The 18,634-nt window shown below is 41.2% G+C and carries 14 protein-coding genes; 10 read left to right on the top strand and 4 right to left on the bottom strand.

Going from position 1 to position 18,634, the window contains the following annotated elements; all coding sequences use genetic code 11:
* The first annotated feature begins 116 nt into the window (after window positions 1-116).
* Together WKT00_RS10070 and WKT00_RS10065 are read left to right on the top strand one after the other, a co-directional pair.
* On the top strand, window positions 117-1,688 hold the full coding sequence (locus WKT00_RS10070; RefSeq protein WP_173815089.1) for a hypothetical protein: 1,572 nt from the start codon (window positions 117-119) through the stop codon (window positions 1,686-1,688).
* The gene (locus WKT00_RS10065; RefSeq protein ID WP_340263440.1) at window positions 1,673-3,463 is read left to right on the top strand and encodes a hypothetical protein; all 1,791 of its coding nucleotides are present in this window, start codon (window positions 1,673-1,675) and stop codon (window positions 3,461-3,463) included. Before WKT00_RS10070 ends, WKT00_RS10065 begins: the two co-directional genes overlap by 16 nt.
* Before the next feature lie 154 nt (window positions 3,464-3,617).
* Here WKT00_RS10065 and WKT00_RS10060 read toward each other — a convergent pair whose 3' ends face one another.
* On the bottom strand, window positions 3,618-4,841 hold the full coding sequence (locus WKT00_RS10060; protein WP_340263438.1) for a 6-phosphofructokinase: 1,224 nt from the start codon (window positions 4,839-4,841) through the stop codon (window positions 3,618-3,620).
* Window positions 4,842-5,088: 247 nt separating this feature from the next.
* On the opposite strand from WKT00_RS10060, the gene WKT00_RS10055 reads away from it, so the two are divergent.
* Window positions 5,089-6,105, top strand: a complete 1,017-nt coding sequence (locus tag WKT00_RS10055; protein WP_101695705.1) for a glycosyltransferase family 2 protein — start codon at window positions 5,089-5,091, stop codon at window positions 6,103-6,105.
* Window positions 6,106-6,165: 60 nt separating this feature from the next.
* On the opposite strand, the gene WKT00_RS10050 is transcribed toward WKT00_RS10055, so the two are convergent.
* Entirely contained in the window at window positions 6,166-7,020 is an 855-nt protein-coding gene (locus tag WKT00_RS10050; protein WP_340263436.1) for a creatininase family protein, read from the bottom strand.
* 131 nt (window positions 7,021-7,151) lie between these two features.
* Here WKT00_RS10050 and WKT00_RS10045 point away from each other — a divergent pair, with 131 nt between their 5' ends.
* Complete coding sequence (locus WKT00_RS10045) at window positions 7,152-7,835, top strand: zinc ribbon domain-containing protein (protein WP_340263434.1); 684 nt, start codon at window positions 7,152-7,154, stop codon at window positions 7,833-7,835.
* Here the strand turns inward: WKT00_RS10045 and WKT00_RS10040 are convergent, their stop codons facing one another.
* Window positions 7,836-8,258: a hypothetical protein gene (locus tag WKT00_RS10040; RefSeq protein WP_101695708.1), complete on the bottom strand. Its 423-nt coding sequence runs from the start codon at window positions 8,256-8,258 to the stop codon at window positions 7,836-7,838. It lies immediately after the preceding gene.
* 59 nt (window positions 8,259-8,317) lie between these two features.
* Here WKT00_RS10040 and WKT00_RS10035 point away from each other — a divergent pair, with 59 nt between their 5' ends.
* A complete protein-coding gene (locus WKT00_RS10035) occupies window positions 8,318-9,034 on the top strand; it encodes a serine/threonine-protein kinase (protein WP_340263431.1) in 717 nt (238 codons plus the stop codon).
* A 61-nt stretch (window positions 9,035-9,095) separates the two neighbouring features.
* On the opposite strand, the gene WKT00_RS10030 is transcribed toward WKT00_RS10035, so the two are convergent.
* Window positions 9,096-9,323: a helix-turn-helix domain-containing protein gene (locus tag WKT00_RS10030; RefSeq protein ID WP_101695710.1), complete on the bottom strand. Its 228-nt coding sequence runs from the start codon at window positions 9,321-9,323 to the stop codon at window positions 9,096-9,098.
* A 130-nt stretch (window positions 9,324-9,453) separates the two neighbouring features.
* On the opposite strand from WKT00_RS10030, the gene WKT00_RS10025 reads away from it, so the two are divergent.
* The 5 genes from WKT00_RS10025 to WKT00_RS10005 all read left to right on the top strand — a co-directional run bounded on the left by WKT00_RS10025 (window position 9,454) and on the right by WKT00_RS10005 (window position 18,438).
* Window positions 9,454-9,945, top strand: coding sequence for a zinc-ribbon domain-containing protein (locus WKT00_RS10025; RefSeq protein ID WP_340263429.1), 492 nt, complete (start codon window positions 9,454-9,456; stop codon window positions 9,943-9,945).
* A 16-nt stretch (window positions 9,946-9,961) separates the two neighbouring features.
* Entirely contained in the window at window positions 9,962-10,501 is a 540-nt protein-coding gene (locus WKT00_RS10020) for a zinc-ribbon domain-containing protein (RefSeq protein WP_340263427.1), read from the top strand.
* A gap of 79 nt (window positions 10,502-10,580) precedes the next feature.
* Window positions 10,581-10,916: a hypothetical protein gene (locus WKT00_RS10015; protein WP_173814759.1), complete on the top strand. Its 336-nt coding sequence runs from the start codon at window positions 10,581-10,583 to the stop codon at window positions 10,914-10,916.
* Window positions 10,917-10,918: 2 nt separating this feature from the next.
* Entirely contained in the window at window positions 10,919-11,959 is a 1,041-nt protein-coding gene (locus tag WKT00_RS10010) for a zinc-ribbon domain-containing protein (protein ID WP_340263425.1), read from the top strand.
* Between the two features lie 302 nt (window positions 11,960-12,261).
* Window positions 12,262-18,438 carry a SpaA isopeptide-forming pilin-related protein gene (locus WKT00_RS10005; RefSeq protein WP_340263423.1) on the top strand — a complete coding sequence of 2,059 codons (6,177 nt, stop codon included), beginning with the start codon at window positions 12,262-12,264 and terminating at the stop codon, window positions 18,436-18,438.
* Window positions 18,439-18,634: the final 196 nt, after the last annotated feature.

Below are 18,634 nucleotides of genomic sequence, written 5' to 3'. Positions count from 1 at the left end.
CTGAGAGTCTAGTAATTTCAAAATCACGGATCTTGGTCTAAGATCTGGGATCGTTCCAGTTTCACTTAAGTATTCATATGGAGACAGCAAATGCCGTAAAAAGAGGTGATGAAAAAGTGGCATCCAAAGAAGGTTATGACGTGCTGCGGCTGATCGAACATGGACAGATCTGTTATATCAGTTCGGAGTATATAGAAGGCAGGCCGTTGGTGTGGTGGTTGAAATATCATCCCAATATTTCAAAGCAGCAGCTGCTCGCATGGATGGGGAGCATGGCGAAGCAGCTTGCGAAAATTCATAAGTGTAAAAAGAAGTCTTGTTATCAGTATGTCAATCCCTATAGTATGGTTGTGACGGAAGAAGGAGAACTTTATTTTCTGGATTTAGAGGCAGGAGCAAATGAGGGGATTCGGAAAAGAATGCTCCGAAGGGATATTAGAGAGCATTTCCTGCCGTCAGGGGATTCTTACTATGGCAAGGGAAGAATTTCACTTGATATCTATGGATTGGGAAAAACATTCCAGTATTTGCTGGCATCGGTGCGAGTAGATCCGCCTCTTGGCAGGCGGGAGACAGCAAAGCTTAAAAAAATAATTTCTAAATGTCAAAGATACAATTCAAAACATTCTTATCAATCGGTACAGGAGATTTGTAAAGATCTTCCAATTTATCAAATTCCAAAAGAAAAACGAAAACAGAAAAAAGGAAAAAGGATTGCGGCGGCAGGGATTCTGATATTGCTCATCCTTTTTGGCAAACGGTATTTTTTATCAGCGCGTGAACCCCAGGAAAAGATTCGCAAACAAGAGATTACGAAGAAGGAGGAAACAGGCGGGAAAACGATTGAAACATCGGCGAAAGAAAAGGTGAAAGAAGAATCGAAAGAGGAAGCATATTTGGAGGTGGCGCTTTCTTATTTTCTAGATATGCAGGAGTATGAAAAATGTCTGTCTTATTTAGAAAAGGTGGAGACAAAAGATGAAATGGCGGAGGCGATGAAGGTGGTGGTACGCCGGTTTACGGGAAAGGAACAGAAGAATGGCGTAGAAGCTAAGCAAGAAGAGAAGAAAGCAGCAGAAGCGCTGAAAGAACTGGAGCAGATGGTTCTAGAACGAGAGGAACAAAGAGGAGTTGATCAAGGACAAGCAAGCCGGGAACAGAAGACATCCTGTTATCGATTTCTGATAAAAGGATATGAGAATATGACGCTGGAAGGTGCCACGGAACAGGTGATCCGGCTATGCGAGGAGTGTCTGGATTGGGAGGATTTGACGGAAGAGACGGAAAAAGAAATTTGTGAAAGTATGGCGCTTGCCTGTGAACGGGAGAAAAGAGCGGAAGAAGGAGCGGCCTGTTACGAAAGAATTTTGGAACTAGAGACTGGATCAGAAAAAAGAAAGGTGGTGTATCAGAAAATGGTGATGCTGTATGAGGTCTGCGGCAACCGGGAACAAGCTCTTTCTGTATGCTTGCGGGGAGCTGCAGAGCTGCCGGAGTGTCTGGAATTGAAGATTTCTCATATACGTCTATTGTGTCAGGATCAAAATGTAGACCGCAGCGTCTGTGCACAGACGATTCAGACGTATTTGAGTGAAGATCCGAAGATTCAGGAGCAGGAAGAATTTAAGAAATTGCAGGCAGAATACGAGATAGGAGTGGAAGGAGAACAAGTATGGGTTGGAAAATGAAGAAAATTATGAGTCTGGGGGTAATTCTGGCGCTGATATATTGTCAGCAGTCGGGAAACGCCCAGGTGTCAGAGGAACAGGATAGAAAGTGTTTTGAGGTAGAGTGTCCAAATCCTGATGGGAAATCCGGCTATTATGTAACCAAACCAGAAGTAAAGATTACGCAAGTAAGCGAAGCGGGAGTGACACGGTATTGCTTTGTAAATGGGGAAGGACAGGAGCTGCAAGGAGAACTAAAAGAATTGGAGGAGCAAGCGGCTGTCAAAGCAGATCAGATGGCAGAAGGTGAGAATTCTTTGTCTGTATGGATGGAAGAAAAGACACAGAAGCCAGAGGCAGGAGAAGGAGAAGAGCAAGAAGGCGAAGAAGAGGGAAAAGGTGAAGTAAGAGAAGAAAACAAAGAAAGCAAGGAGGACGAAGAAGAGAACCAAAAAGAGAAGAAATTTCTACAGGAATACAAATTTTTTGTTGATACAATACCGCCGAAACTTCAGTTTTCTGTTCCACAAGGAATAGACGTATGGTATCAGAATGAGACGCAGTTGTCGGTAGCGGCAGCAGATGAGGAACCGGGAAGCGGAGTGGCGTGGACCTCTTGTAGAGCAGATGGAGAAGAGCTTGGCAATAGCGGAAAAGCAGAAACGGTTTATCGGGTGAAGAAGCCATCGCAAGAAGGAAAGGCGGTACAGGTGATGGTTTATGCGTGGGACCGGGCGGGAAATCAGGCGCAGAAGAGTGTGGGGCTTTATATTGATGGACAGGCTCCCAAAGCAGGGATTACGGGAGTAATTCCTTATCAGATCACCAGTCAGCCAGTGGAAATTCATTATACAGTGGAAGAGGAGAATGAAGTTGGAAGCGCTGCGGCAAAGGCAGTACGGCAGGATCCAAAAGGAACGGTAACAGAACTGTCCCCGGAAGTATGGACAAATACGGGAAATGGGAAAATGGCAATGCAAAGGCTGACGGAAGACGGCATTTATCAGCTTGAGATGGAAGCTTTTGATCTGTCCGGACATTCTGACAGAGCAAAGGCGCAGGTGATCATTGATCGGGAAAATCCCATTATCTATGAAGTGGAACGTCTGAATCAGAGCTATTTAAAAAGCTTTCGCTGGGAACTGCCTCCGGGAAAATGGATTTGGGATTTTACCAGTTATACATATACCATGCTGCTGGACGGGAAATTGTATCCGATGGGGGAGACCGTAACCGGGGAAGGCTGGCATACACTGGAGGTTAAGGCGGTGGACGCGGCTGGGAATATCGGTGTTTCACGGGCAGATTTTGTGATTGACCATTCTGCTCCAGAGATTGTTTTTCGTGACGTGAGAGAGGGAGAGAGTTACGAAGAAGAACGAACCTTTCAGGTGACACTGGAGGATCAGGCTGATGTAATTGAGGAAATTCAGATCAACGGAAAAGAGCAGCCGATTCAAAATAACAGTAAAATCTATCAATATACCGTACAGGAGCAGCAGGCTTATGAGGTGACGGTAAAAGCGAAGGATCGTGCAGGAAATCAGGCGGTGACGCGGATACATTTTCGTATAAAGGCTAAGGAATCGGTGCTTGATCGGGTGATGAAACCAGTAAAAAAATCTCTGGGAATGAAAGTGGAAGAGACGGGAAATGTCCCGGATGAAAACGAGAAAGAAGAGAGTACAAGATGGATATGGATCATAGGGAGCCTCTTAGCCGGAGGCGGAGCGGTAGCCATAGGACTTTGGTATTGGAAACAGAAAAACTCCCATAAAAGGGAGGATGCCGGGTAACCGCTTCCTGCGGTCCCCGGCATGTATTATGAAAAAGTTATTTCTTCTTGTTGTTCATTTGATACTCTTAGTATACGAGATACCTATGAAGAAACCATGTAAAACAAATGAAGGTTTTTTGAAAGAAAAATGAACAAAATGTGAACAAAAGAAGTTATTTGCGGTATGCAAACAACGGAATTCCGTTCTTGGTTGGCAGTTCCACATATCCTTGTGTAAGAGGACGTACATAATCAATAAATTCGCTGCTGATATCAGAACCATCGTTTGTAATCCAGTTCAGGGGAATCGTTTTCTCCTGGTTGCAGATCAGATTCACATCGGCTGTTCCATAAGTTAATTCATAAGGAACACTCTTGTTGCGGATGAAATTAATCATCTTGCCGGTTTCGCCGGACAATGCTGTCAATACAGCGTAAATACCTGCGTTTTCGGATTCGTCCAGGTCGACTCTGGATAAGTGAGCGCAGGAACAACGCTGGCAGACATTGAGTTCGATGGAGCGAACTTTGATGCCAAGGCGTTCTTTTACAAGGTTTTCCAGGTATTTTCCAGATCCGGTCAGCATCTTGTGACCAAAGGTGTCGGTTCCGACTTCGCTGGAGTATTCACAGATGAAGGTTCCGTCCTTATCGCGGATTCCTTCGGAAATACATACGACAAGATTTGGTGTATCCTTTAGAGCGGTCTCTACTTTCTGAATAAATTCTTCCTGATCAAAAGCAACTTCCGGCAGATAAATAAGCACAGGGTTGTCACCTTCGTATTTCCGGGCAAGAATGCTGGCGGCGGCAAGCCATCCTGCATGGCGTCCCATAATCTCTACGATAGTGACCGACTGCTTATTGTCGTATACGGTAGCGTCGGCTGCGATTTCTCTTACCGTGGTGGCAACGTACTTGGCTGCGCTTCCGTATCCCGGAGTATGATCCGTCTCAACCAGATCGTTGTCAATCGTTTTCGGAACACCGATAAAACGGATTGGACTTTCGATCTGTGCGGCATAACGGGACAGCTTGCTGACAGTATCCATAGAATCATTTCCACCGATATAGAAGAAATAGCCGATTTCCTGCTCTTCAAATATGCGGAACAGCTGTGGGTAAACCGGATCACTTAAATCTTCCGGGAGTTTATAGCGACAGGAACCAAGGTAAGCGCCAGGTGTAGTGCGTATCAGTTCTAATTCATTGGTTGCGGCCAATGCGCCGATATCCATCATATGTCCATGCAGGAAACCTTCGATTCCGTTGATCATTCCGTAGACATGACCGATTTTGTCGGGATGTTTCAAACCTTCGGATACGACTCCGTAAAGACTTCCGTTAATGACAGCGGTAGGTCCGCCTGATTGTCCTACGATAATATTTTTACACATAAGAATTCCTCCTGAATATGATATCTGCTAATATGTTTAAATATAAACTATCCGAGAGAAGATTACAATTCATATTGCGGATTTTGCTTGGAAAATACCAGAAAACACGTAAAAGAGAAAAAACGCAAAAGAATCTCAAAAAATTGAGAAGGGAATCTCAGGAATAAGTTGGCAGATCAGTGGAAATGATTTATACTAAAAAGACATTCATGGAAAAAGACGATTATGGAAGAAAGGAAGGAAATCAGTGAAGTATATATCATTTGCCATTCCCTGTTATAATTCGCAAGATTATATGGAACATGCAATCGAAACGATCCTGACAGGAGGAGACGATGTAGAGATTATTATTGTAAATGATGGATCAAAGGATCATACATCAGAGATCGGGCATGCATACGCGGAAAAATATCCGGAGATTATCAAAGTAGTTGATAAAGAAAACGGAGGGCATGGGGATGCGGTGAATGCCGGTCTTGCTCACGCTACGGGAAAATATTTCAAAGTTGTGGACAGCGACGACTGGGTTGATGAGGAGGCGCTTCAAAAAATTCTGACACTTTTTCGGAGACTGGAAGAAGAGGATCAGGAAATTGATATGCTGATTTCTAACTATGTCTACGAGAAGGCAGGAGCGTCCCATAAGAAATGTGTAAATTACCGGAATGCACTTCCGCAGGATGAGATTTTTCGATGGGAGGACATCGGGCATTTCCGGCTGGATCAGTATATTTTGATGCATTCCGTGATCTATCGGACGGGACTTCTGCAGCTGATTCAGATGCGTTTGCCGAAGCACACGTTTTATGTGGATAATATTTATGTCTATTATCCGCTTCCGCACGTCCGCAGGATTTATTATTTGGATGTGGATTTTTACCGGTATTTTATCGGGCGTGATGACCAGTCGGTGAATGAGAAGAATATGATTGCCAGAGTAGATCAGCAGATCTTTGTAACGAAACTGATGATTGATATGTACCAGATGAAACAGATCAGCTGTAGGAAGCTGCGGCAGTATATGATTAACTATTTGGCGATTATGATGACCGTGTCATCGATCCTTTTGATCCGGTCAAAGAAGGAAGAAAATTTACAGAAGAAGAAAGAGCTGTGGATGTATCTTCGGAAGAAGGATTTTCGGACGTTTTTTAAGATCCGGCATGGAATCCTGGGGCAGACGATGAACATTCCAGGGCGTTCCGGGCGAAAGATTTCTTCCCTTGCATACAGTGTGGCGAGACGAATTATAGGGTTTAACTAGAAAACAGGATATCTCCAATAGACGTAGCATATTAGACGCTGGAGATATCCTGCTTTTTAACTATTTTTTAAATTCAAATTCAAAATTCACAAATTCATCGATGAAACGAAGGATATATTCTACAACTGCATCACTGACTTCTTTTCCCAGTTCTGCCGTAGCGTCCTTGGCGCTTCGGGTATAGTCAACGCCAGCGGTGTGACCAAACTCAATAATATCGCCGGTTGTTGAGACGTCTCTGGTTCGCAGATTGAGATAAACGCTGCCGCCGTCAAATTCCCCTCTGTGAAGATCCAAGAATTTAATGTTTCCGATACTTTGGTTTTCCGGAATGTGCGCCCGCTCTGTTTTGACGGTTTCCGGGGCAATATGCATCATTACGGAAGTTTCAATGATATCACCGTGTCCGATTAATCCCCATTCTGGGTTTAAATCACCGGCAAGTTCAAACCACTGAATATTGGCGGTTGGGATGTTTTTCAGACGAAGATATTGTCCTACATCATAAAGTGCATTATTGTTGCCGCCATGTCCGTTCAGAAAGAGAAAGTGCGTGAATCCGTAGGAGACAAGCTGGTCGCAGACTTCTTTGACGTATGTGGCAAGGGTAGTCTGAGAAACAGCCATGGTTCCCGGAAAATCGGCATGGTATAAGGCGTGACCAAATGGAACGACGGGAGCGACGAGACCTTTGTCTGTCTTTTCTCCTACTTTTCTGGCAAGATACTGTGCGATCATCCAGTCTGTGCCAACTGGAAGTGCAGGACCATGCTGCTCGGAACTTCCAACTGGAATAATCGCCAGTTTTTTTGTTTTCAATGCCTCCTGATTTTCTTCCCAGGTGTTTTCAAAAATAAAGTTTGTCGTAGAGTTACTCCTTTCGTGTATATTGTTTTCGTACAGCTTGGAAAACATAGCCTTTTAAATGATTATATCGTTGATTTAAAAAAGATGCTATTTTATCATTGATAAGATATCAAAAAAAAGCTATTCTAATCTTGCAAGAAAGATAAGGTTGAAAAAACAGAGGACAAAGAGGTGGGCAGATGAAAGTATGTCCGAATTGTAACATGGAATTACCGGATGAAGCACATTTTTGTCCGAGGTGCATGTTTCAATACGAAAAACAGGAAATACAGGAAATACAGATAAAGAACAGCCATAAAAAAGCGATTTTATTATGGGTGTTTGGAAGTATCTTAATGATTGGAATGTTGAGTATCATTTTCCTGGCAAAGATTAAAATACAAAATCTAGTGAACAAGAACTATTTAGAGGAATCTGATATTCAAAATATCATTAGCGAAAATTTTAGAACAGATGAGAATATTATCTACGATTCGGAAGTGGAAAATGATTTAAAAGATGCGCTTGGAAGTGGTTTTGCTGATATGAAGTTAACATTAGGCGAAGAAACGGAAGAGATATATCACGAAAATGGAATGACGATCCATACGTTTGGAATGCTGACCGTTGCAGTAAATCAAGAAGAAGTGATACAAGATCTTTTGATTGATTATACAGCGGGAGACAATAAAAAGGAATATGGGATCTACGGGATTAATGGGACATCTGATGTCAATAGCGTAAAAACGATATTAGGGACACCGGATCAGGAATACGGAAACGAACTCTGTTATCATTTCGACAGAGAGTTCAGTCCGGGATTGAATATTACGTTTTCTGATGACGGTATGGTGGAAACGCTGGAGTATTATTATGTGCAGTAATTATAGGGTATCTTCATTCTCTGTATAAAGCAATTCATTGATCTGATAAATGGAAAACTGATGATTTTTGCCCCAGATAAGCAGACTGTCACGCTTCTGTTTCGGGTATAAAGGGGCAAACCCTGCATATTTTAAAAGCGCCTGCGTCTCGTCGAGAGAAAGGTTCATTCCAAAGGAAATGGAAATCAGTTTGTCACGGGAAGGCATGCGTTTTCCTGAAAAAATCTGATATCCATAGATTTCGTTAAGCTCTGAGTTTTTAATTACGGTGGATTTTTTCAAAGCTTTCTCATCTAATAGTTGGTTCAAATAGTCGGAAATAGTAGAATCAATCAGATAATCCTGAGCCTTGTTGATGTATTCAGAGGCAGAGGAACATTGATTTAATGCATCCATTAGTTCGTTCGTTGGTTTTTTGATCATCGATATCACCTCGGAGAGAGTATATCATGGAGAAATCGGGTTTGCAATGGGAGAAAGTTATGTATCAGTGGTTAGTAGAAAATTTGAAAGCATATTATACTTTTGTAAAAGTATTAAAGAAAAAAGAGTGTGGAGAAGTGCTTTTATATAAACATAAGCAGTCGGGAAATTATGTGGTAGTTAAGAAATTAAAAGGGATTTATCCTGCGTATGAAAGGCTGCTTGGAGTGAAGCAAAGACATCTCCCCTTCATTTATGAAGTATGTTGTAATGAGAACGAAACGATGATTCTGGAAGAATTTATACCGGGAATTACGCTTGCAGAACAATTGGAGCGAACAACGTTCCCGGAAAGATATGTCCGGGAAATCATAAGTCAGGTGTGCGATGGGTTGTATGCGCTGCATTTGAATCAAATTGTTCACAGAGACATCAAACCGGAAAATGTCATAGTTATGAAAAACAGAGAAGTGAAGATTATTGATTTTGATGCTGCGAAAATTTATAAAATGTATTCGCAAAAAGATACGAGAACGGTGGGGACAATCGGTTATGCCGCGCCGGAACAGTACGGAGAGGCTCAGTCGGATGCAAGAACGGATATTTACGGACTAGGAATTATGATGAACGTCATGCTGACAGGAAAACACCCTGTGAATGAAATGGCAGCAGGAAAAATGGGAAACATTATAGAAAAATGCATTATGGTAAACCCGAATAAGCGTTATAAAAATGTAATGGAAGTGAAGGCAAAATTAAATAAATTGCATTACTAAGCAGTGTGCATAGTACAAAATAACTGCCTGTCATTATACTAATGACAGGCAGTTATTTCTGCTATTTGGGTGAATGAGAACGTGGGTAAGGTTTCTTTTCATCCGTGAGACCGGAAAGGTAGTCCATGCTTGTGTCAAGGGCAAGGGCTATCTTCCGGCACTGTTCAAAGGTATAGTAGCGTTTGCCATTCTCAATCTTGGAGTAATCGCTTTGGTCTATACCGGTTAAATGCTGCATCTTGATTTGCGTGTAGCCGCGTTCTTTGCGCAAATCTTTTAAGCGTGACAATAGGCATCGCACCTCCTTTTTATGGAGTTTTGAAATATAATTAAATTATGTCACGATGACCTATTGACTATTAGGGTGCAATTGACCTAAAATATAATGAGGATGAGAGAGATACGAGGAAGGAAAGAAAATGTTTTGTGGTAATTGTGGAGAAGCATTGGATGATCAGGCAAAGTTTTGCACTCGCTGTGGAATGCAGATAGGTGCGCCCAATGTAGGGTTAGGGTATCAAAATCAGAATATGCAAATGCAAAATGAAGGAATGCGGGTAATTAATGAATTGTACAGGAAGGAAAAGATCGGACTTTATATCTGGGTTGCGGTTATTTGCTATCAATTGCTGATAGGGTTTGTTTGGTACTCGGCATGGGGATTTGCTCTGTGGAATACTTTTGCATGTTATCAGGCATATAAATTTTGTCAGCAGATCATTCGGTATCCGGTAGGAATATACAAGCATTACGAAGAGGCATTGACAACGGATATTATTTTTATCGGGTTAAATCTTGTGTTAGGTGGAGTCCTTGGTGCAGTAATAGGAATCTATGATCTTTATATCGGACAGTATGCTATGGCTAATAGAGATGTATTGTTATATGTAGAAAATAGTGTTGTTCAGTAAGGGGGGAGAAAAGTTTATGTTTTGTAGAAATTGTGGAAAAGAATTGAATGAGACACAAAAGTTCTGTCCTTATTGCGGACAGAAAGCCGGAGAAGAAACCGCTTATTCATCGCCGAATGGCTATCCGCAAACAGCGGCTGTTGCAAATCAAAGGAAAAGTAAAACGGGGCTCATAGTAGGAATTGTAGCAGCCGTAATTGTACTTATTGTTGCGATTGGAATATTTATTGTCGGAAATTCGGAGAAAGAAACGTTGAGTTTTAATCTGAGTGTAGTAAATGATACAGGAGTTGATATTTATGCTCTTTATGCTTCGCAGCCAGAAGTAGACGATTGGGAAGAAGATATACTTGCAGATGAAGTGCTTTGCGATGGAGATACAATCGATGTAGAGTTTACCGTTACAGAAGATACCCTTGACTGGGATTTTGCTATCGAAGATATAGAGGGAAATATTATAGAATTTTATGGATTAAGTTTTGAAGATTGTTCGATAGATGGGGCTACTTTAATCCTGGAATATGATGGGGAAGAAGGATACGCAACATTATATTAAAAATGAAAAAAATAGTAGAAAGAAATAATAGAAAGAAATAATAGAAAGAAATAATAGAAAGAAATAGGAGGAAAGAAACATGGCAAGATTTTGTAGTAATTGCGGGAGAGCTTTACAAGAAGGAGAGGTGTGTAATTGCAGGCAGGTAAATATGGGAACTGGACAGGCAACTGGACAGGCGAATGGACAGCAGAATAATCCTAATATGGGTTATTATCAACCATACACACCAAAGAGGGCAGGGATTCCTAAATTGCTTGTTCCAATTGGTCAGACGGTTACAGGCGGTGTTTTGATATTATTTGGATTAATAACAGGGGGCTGGGATTGGTCCTATATCTCCTATGTTACAGGTGCAGGCTTTTTATTGACTGGAATATGTGGAATTATTGAAGAAAGAAAAAGTAGGAAATAGATATGAAGTACTGTGAAGAATGCGGAGCAAAATTACAAGATAATGAGAGCTTTTGTTCGGAATGTGGAGCAAAATGCAGTGAAAATCTTATTGTGGATGATAAGGGAGAAGTAGAAAGTAATAAGGGAGAAGTAGAAAGTAATAACGGTGGCAAAAAAAGGAAGAAGACATTGGCAGTCGTTATTGCTGTTGCATTAGTGGCAATAATAATAGGTGTGTTAGGGTATTTTGTTATTTATCCCAAAGTTATGGACTATCTTCAAGACAAAGAAGATCAAAAAGCAGCGCAGAAAGTTATCCATTTGATTGATTCATTGGATGAAAAGAAAATTACAGCAGATTCTGAAAAAGATTTAGATCATATCAAAACAGAATACGATGCTTTAAGTAAAGATCAGAAAAAGTTAGTTTCCAACTATGATGATTTGAAGGGAGCATATAAGCGGCTGGAAGAAGTACAGGATCAAAAAGCGGCAAACAGCATAGTGACAGCAATTGATGAAATTGATAAGGATAGTCTTACTGCTGGTGATACATCTGTACAAGCTGTCAGGGATAAATATAATGAGCTATCTGAAGCACAAAAGAAATTGGTAACGAATATCAATACGTTGGAAGAATATGAGCAGCTGGTACAGACGAAAAAAGCAGACGAGGAAGCGAAGAAAGCAAAAGAACAAGAAACACAGGCACAGAAAGCAAAAGTTCTTGAAACATTTGAAAACTTAAAGTTTTATGAGGGCGTATGGGGAGATTTTGGTGCGCATGTAAATCAATATCAAGGTATGGTAGAGAGTGTAATTAAAAATTCAATTTCTCTTTCTAATTATTTTGGAGACGTGAATAATGTATATATGGTATTAGAATTGCGAGTGATGAATGATGATGTTTTAGCAAATGGGCTAACAGCTTATAATCAAATATATACGATTTGTTTTGAAGGACCGAGTGTGACTGGAACAGGAGGGGCAAGACATTTAGAGTGCACAGTAAGCAGTCCAAACGGGACGAGTCTGGCATACAATGAAACCTCGTATTATTAATTGGAGTTAATGGGTGGTAAAAAGTTTAATAATTGCTTTTGAAAAAGGATAAAAAGAGATTTCTTGTGTGAGATCTCTTTTTTTTGCGACTTATTGGGGAACCACACTTGTATAAACAATAGTTCGTGCTATAATATATATAATAAACAGACGGATTATATAGAGAAAAATGTCAAATGGCATCATAGTATGTAGGGGAACTTGGCAGATGGAATCTCTATGGGATGCGTTTAGCGTCGAAATATAAGTAATTAGAAAGATTTAATTTTCAAAAAAACTTGAGGATATAAGGAGGAAGGAATGTGAAAAAGAAAAATGCGTGGCTCCGATGGATAGCATGGGGGCTTATACTCGTTATGGGTATAAGTGGTATTGGGACAATGGTTTTAACAGCAGCAGAGCCTTCTGCGGAAGAAAGAGAAATGTTGAAAGAAACCGATGGAGCTGCTGAGAGCGCAGAGATGTTTGCAGAAGGTGAAGGAACGACAGAGGACGGAATGATGCCGGAAGGAGAACCCCCTTTAGGGGAAGAACAACCGTCGGAAGAAGTTCCACCTTCGGTAGAACCAGCTGCCCCGGAAGGATCACAGACACCGGAGGGAGAAGGTCAGGAGGAAGAAGGTCAGGAGGAAGAAGGATTACCATCAGATAGCGAAGGCTTAACAGACACTGAAGTGCTGCCAGAGCAGCAGGATGCAAAGATGGATTCCCCGCAGAATGCAGCGAATGTAACACCGGAGACTTATGAAGAGAAACAGGATTACAATCTTGACTTCTATATTATTTATGAAGGAAAGAAGCTTAAGCTTCAAACAAATGGAATTTCCGGTGTTAAGACGTGGACGCAAGGAAGAAGGACATATCATGGAATTTCTTTGGATGATCTTATGTCAGTATATGGAGAGTTTGGATTTGCCAAAGGAAATGATGGTCAATATCCAAATGCGTCTAAGAAGTTTGTGTCTGCCAATAGAGGGAAAAACGGAATAGAATATGGAACTGTTTATGAGGATCCGGATTCTGGAAAAACATATGTTTCCTATAATGATGGGGCGGATAAGAAGAATGTCCCTGTAGATATTTATTATCTTCCGGAGGGAAAGGGAGCATACCTAACACTAGCGTCGGCCGTAAAAAGAGATAACTCCTTTTATTCTGTAGAGGTAAAGGGAGAAGGACAGGATCAGATTCATTATGCACTGTATCAAACAACATTTGAACAGTCAGTATCTAATTATAATCCGACCATTCCGGAACAGACGGATCAGATTGAATGGACCTGTGTCGGAAGCGATGATGTGGATGTAGATGGAACGTTAGAGGCAGAAAATAAAACGAAGTTTGTGTTGAATAAGATTGAGCAGTCTTATGTGATTCAAAGGGCGGACAAGACAGCGTTTGACATTCAGTTTTATATATATGTAGACAATGAGATTCGGCAGCTGCCAAGTGATTCCCTGAAAGAGGTGTATCAGTGGAATAATAATGGTGAGTGCTATGTTTCCGTAGATGATCTGGCAGAGATTTATAAAGAATATGGAATGAAAGCGACGGATACACAATATGGAAAATATTTCCCATATACGGTGCGCGGTGGAAAGACATTGGCACATGCTGGAATGAAGACTTGCAAAGGAAAGCAATATGTATCCTATACCTTGACGAATCAGAGTAGTACGGTACCAACAGACATTTATTATATGCCAAAGGGAGCGGAAAAATCTGAGAAGGTTCCGGAAGATGTGGTAGATGGAGATGGAACGGTTACCTCATCGGTTGCAGATCAGTTAAAATCCAATAAACACAGCTTTTATTCGATGACGGTATTGCAGCTGGATGGTTCTCAGACAGTTACCTATCATAAGAAAGGGGATAATGTTACCGTTTCGGTTGACCCTGGAGAGTCAAAGGCGGATGAATGGCTTTGCGCTAGTGAAGACGGGAAAAAGACGATACCGGCAGTGGAGAATGCGCAGGAACAAAAATTAGAATTTACAGTTCAACAGATCGAACAGCCATATACGATTGCATGCAATACCTTTGCTCCAGAGACATTAAATATTAAGCTCTATACATTTGTAGATTATGAGAGATATAACGTCGTTCAAAAAGATATTCCTGTGCTGAAAGATACAGAGACGGATAAAGGAACTACTTACTATTATATTTCTAATAAAGTATTACAGGAAGAATTGGAAAAATTCCATTATGATGGATCTATCTTAAACGGAAAGAGTGAGAGATTTTATTATTCCAAGAGAGATTATGATACGATTCACAATGCGGGGAAATATACGCAAAACAATCTGGACTGTATCTATATAGGAAAAACAGGACAGCCAATGGATGTGTATTATCTCCCGGATGGTCAGAATGCACCGATTCTGAATGTAAAGACACTGATGGAATATCACGATAATCGGTATAATGGTTTTTACAGTGTAACAGTGCAGGATGAGAAGGGACAGGTTTATAGCCCTACAGCATTAGAGAATCTCCCGGCGATTGACTTTGTGGCGAGAAAATCAACGCTGACAAGAACGGTAAGTACAGAGCCGCTTGCAGAAGGAGAAACGAAAGATGTGAACTGGGAATGCCGAAAGGAAGATGGATCACCTTCTGGTATTACTGGAGTAAAGGATGAAGCAAATAGAGAAATGAGTTTTACCATTTCAGGAGATGCTGCGGTAAGACCTTATGTGATTGTTCCGGATAATACGGCAAAACCAGCAGAAGAAAAAGAGGCCAATATTAGTTTCTATGTGTTTATCGATGGGGACTATCGGCTTGTGAAAAACATCAATGCGACTCAGTATTACATAACAGAAGAAAACAGTGGGCGAAGCAGTCGGTATTATCTAAGAGCAGGAGAGGATGATACGATCTCCCAGATCTATAAAGAGTTTGGCTTCAAACCGGAAAAACTGGAGCCGGGATCGGATAGAAAAGAAAAGATCTTATTTGGATATGCGACGGACAGCCGGGTATTTGTACAACATCCTTATAAAGATAAAGATGGAACATGGTATATTCCTGTTTTGAAAAATGGGAATGATGTGTCGGTGTATTACTTCTCAAATCCTAACCCGTTGAATCCAGACAGAATTGAAAACTATTTTGACCGTTTGACGGGTCTGTCAGCCCAGATTGGTGTTGCCGGGCGCAAGTTTGATGAGGAGGGAAGTTTCCACCTTGTAGAAGTAATTGATCCAATGGATTTGACAGAAGGTAAAGCAGTTTTAAGACAGTATGTGCCTCATGGAGATGACTATAAAGTAGAAGTACCTAAGAAGGCGACGAAGGAAGGGGAGTATCAGGGAAAAGATATTGTCTGGAGTTGTACGTCGAATGACAGAGATGCGCCGGATATTTATCCACAGTCATCGGGAGCAGATATATTAGTCTTTCATATGTCAAAGATCGGTTCTTCTTATCAGATTGTCGCAGATAAGCCGCAGGAGCCGGGCACAGTGAGGATTGTCTATGATACGACCCGGTATATGAAGAAGATGCCGAAAGAAGCGAAGATGACGCCACAGGTTCAGAATAAGACAAGATTTATTGAAGATATTCCTGTAGATGAAGTTTCAAACTATAAGATAAAATCACCATATCCGCTGACCTATGACCATGAGGATAATAATAGTAAAGAGCTGGAGCAGTATGAATTTGATCATTGGGATTATAAGAATGCATCTGGTCGTTGGAAGGAGTGCGATGCCGAGATTAATATTTCGGATATTTATAAGGATACGCAGCGGCCGATTGTGTTTTATGCATCCTGGAGTCGGGTAAGTGATATAAGCCGTAGGCAGGTACAGTTTTATATTTGTAAATCGGCAATGCCAGAAGATGGATCGATTCCGCTGCCGTCAGTGAATGAACAGGATTACACAAGTGCAGTTGCCGTAGCAAACTGCAATGTGAAGGCAAGCCGTGTAAAAGATGTGCCGGTATTGGGGAATAAGAACCCAAGTACGTGGAATCAGTATGCGGAAGGCCATAAGAGTGTAATGAAACTTTTGCAGGGAACAAAGGCGGACGAAGGCTATAAAGGAGATGAAGATTACGTATACAAATTGGATCGAATTCCTTCGGACGAAGAAGTGTTCCAGACGATACGTGAAAGTGGACGAAAGATCCGTATCGGACAAAAGGAGATTCCTTCTTCTCAGCTAGATACAGAATTTTTTACGATTTATTGGTATTCTTTCAAAGGTGTAGCGGCAGACGGCTGGCATATTGATGGACGAATTGTAGCTAAAAATGGCTATCTTACAGTAAAGAAAGACTTTGTTGGAGATCCGGAAGTTATAGAAGAGATCAAACAGAATTATTATATGAGTATCGATGAGGATGCAACCTTCTCGGATGGGACACCTCAGCCACCGGCATTTCATCAGCATATGAAGCTGGTACTTCCAACAGAGGAAGGTCAGCAGCCGGCAGCGGATAATGCACCAGAACAGATAGTAGGAACGTGGGATGACGAAACACATACAAGCTGTACTTGGATTGTGAAAGCAGATCCATTCTGGAAGTACACGTTAAAAGAGTATAATTATCAGCCATCTCAACCGAACATACAATTTTCGGGGTGGTATAACGTTCATAATTCCCATGAAGCGGGAGAAAATGTAAATACTTGGGAATTATATCCGGAAAGCGGAATTAAATTTACAGGACGCGGATTGGGACGTGGCGGGGAATCGCTTACCATTGAACTGGAAAATCGTTATCAAGAACCGGGGGTTCTTACCCTAAATAAATTTGATGCTATTACAGGACAAGGAATGGAAGAGATTACATTTGATGTCATGGTAGACGGGAATAAAAAAGATTCGGTTACCACAGATAAAAATGGTATTGCAGAACTCCCTGTTTTGCTGCAGGATGACTCGGGCAATAATCGTGTAGCTACGGAGACTTATCTGTTGAAGGAAACGAATGTGCCGGTTGGCTATATTGATCCGGGAGACATTGAAATCAAGGTTGATATTAAAGACGGGGCGTTCCAAATCGTATCTGCAAAGTTGGTTGACAGAAAGGCGGAAGGTTCACAAGACGGAGTTGCGGCACCTGAAGATGGAAAAATTGATGGGAAAGAAGTATTGACACTTCGAGGAGCAACGAGTCTAAATATCCGAAATTTCTCAAAAAGCAGCAGTCTACATATTAAAAAGAAATGGGAAAATAGAAATGATGCACTGACTGAAAAACAGGTAAAGGTACGTTTGTACAGAGATGGGATATCCACAGGTCAGGACTTTATCCTGGATGAGGAGAATGGATGGCAGTGTACGATTGATAAAGTACCGTTGTTTGTGGATCAGAAGCCGGTACAGTATAAGATAGAAGAGATTGAAATCGGTAAAACCCATTATTCGCCGGAATTTGGTGATGGATTCCTATACTACGAAGTGGTTTATCCGGAAATCGTATACAAGGATAAAAGTGATCAGCTTGTGAAGCCGACGAATGAACAGGAATTCAAAACAATTGAGAAGATCGAGTTGGAGGTTCAGAATCTGCATTTTAATTTGGCAGAGCGGAGCATCTTAAAGACGGATGATCTTCCAAGAAAACGTTTGGAAGGTGCGAAGTTCATGTTGTATGAGGTGCCGTATAAAGATGGTACTTCAGAATATGTAGATGATAAAGCTTATACTGTAGAATACCAGAATGGCCAGACCAGTGATAAAGTGACCCTGAAAAAGGATGGGGTGGAGTGTACACCAATCCAAGATACGGAATTTAAGACGGATCAGAAGGGTATGCTTCATATACCGGATCATGTTGCAAATGGCAGATATTGGATGGTAGAGTCTTCTACCCCATACAAGGGGGATATTAGTAAAACACAATACAAGGATAACCTGGCTTTGTATATGGTGGATGTAGAAGATGAGATTCTCTTCTTATATGAGAGAGATCCGAAGACACAGGAATGGAAACCACTTACGGATAGACATATCATCAATCATCCGCAAAAGGGTGGAGTTACGGTTCGCATTAAAAAAGAAGTAACCGGTCCTTTTGGTGAAAGAAATAAGCCGTTCAAGATGAAAATAGCATATCAGGAAGATGGTATGCAGATGAACAAACAAATAAACGCTTCTCTTAAGGATGGCGATATGGTTACGATAGAACATGTAGCGCTTGGTTCTGTTCTGAAAGTGACAGAAACGGTAGACACTGTCAAATATGATGTGTCAATTTCAAGGAAAAATCAAAATGGAGATTCTTTGCAGAAAGTTGACGCAGAAGAAAATGACAATGAAGCTGTTATGGAGTATTCGATTAATGGAACGCCGGGAGATGTGATTGAACTCGAGATCACAAATAAAAATCAAGAGGATGCAACACCAAATACAGGTATTGATTTAGATCAGAAGCTGTATGTAGGAATGTTGATCATCATAAGTATTATGTCCGCCCTGTTTTTCTGGGGAAGGAAGAAGAGAGTTATTAGAGAATAACGAAAGAGGAGGGAGTGCGATAGATTCAAAACAAAAATCAAGAGAAGATCGGAACAGACAGCAGGAAAATAGGATTGCACTGTACTTAGAACGGTTAAGGTTCAAAAGAAGACTTTTTGGTGTAGATGAAGCAGATGTCTGGAAGAAAATACAAGAGTTAAATCAGATGTATGAGGAGGCGCTTGTGTGGGAGAGA

Source organism: Dorea sp. ICN-14282 (genome assembly GCF_037890115.1).
In the GTDB taxonomy this organism is placed as follows: domain Bacteria; phylum Bacillota; class Clostridia; order Lachnospirales; family Lachnospiraceae; genus Dorea_B; species Dorea_B phocaeensis.
This window is presented reverse-complemented; position numbering and strand designations above follow the sequence as displayed.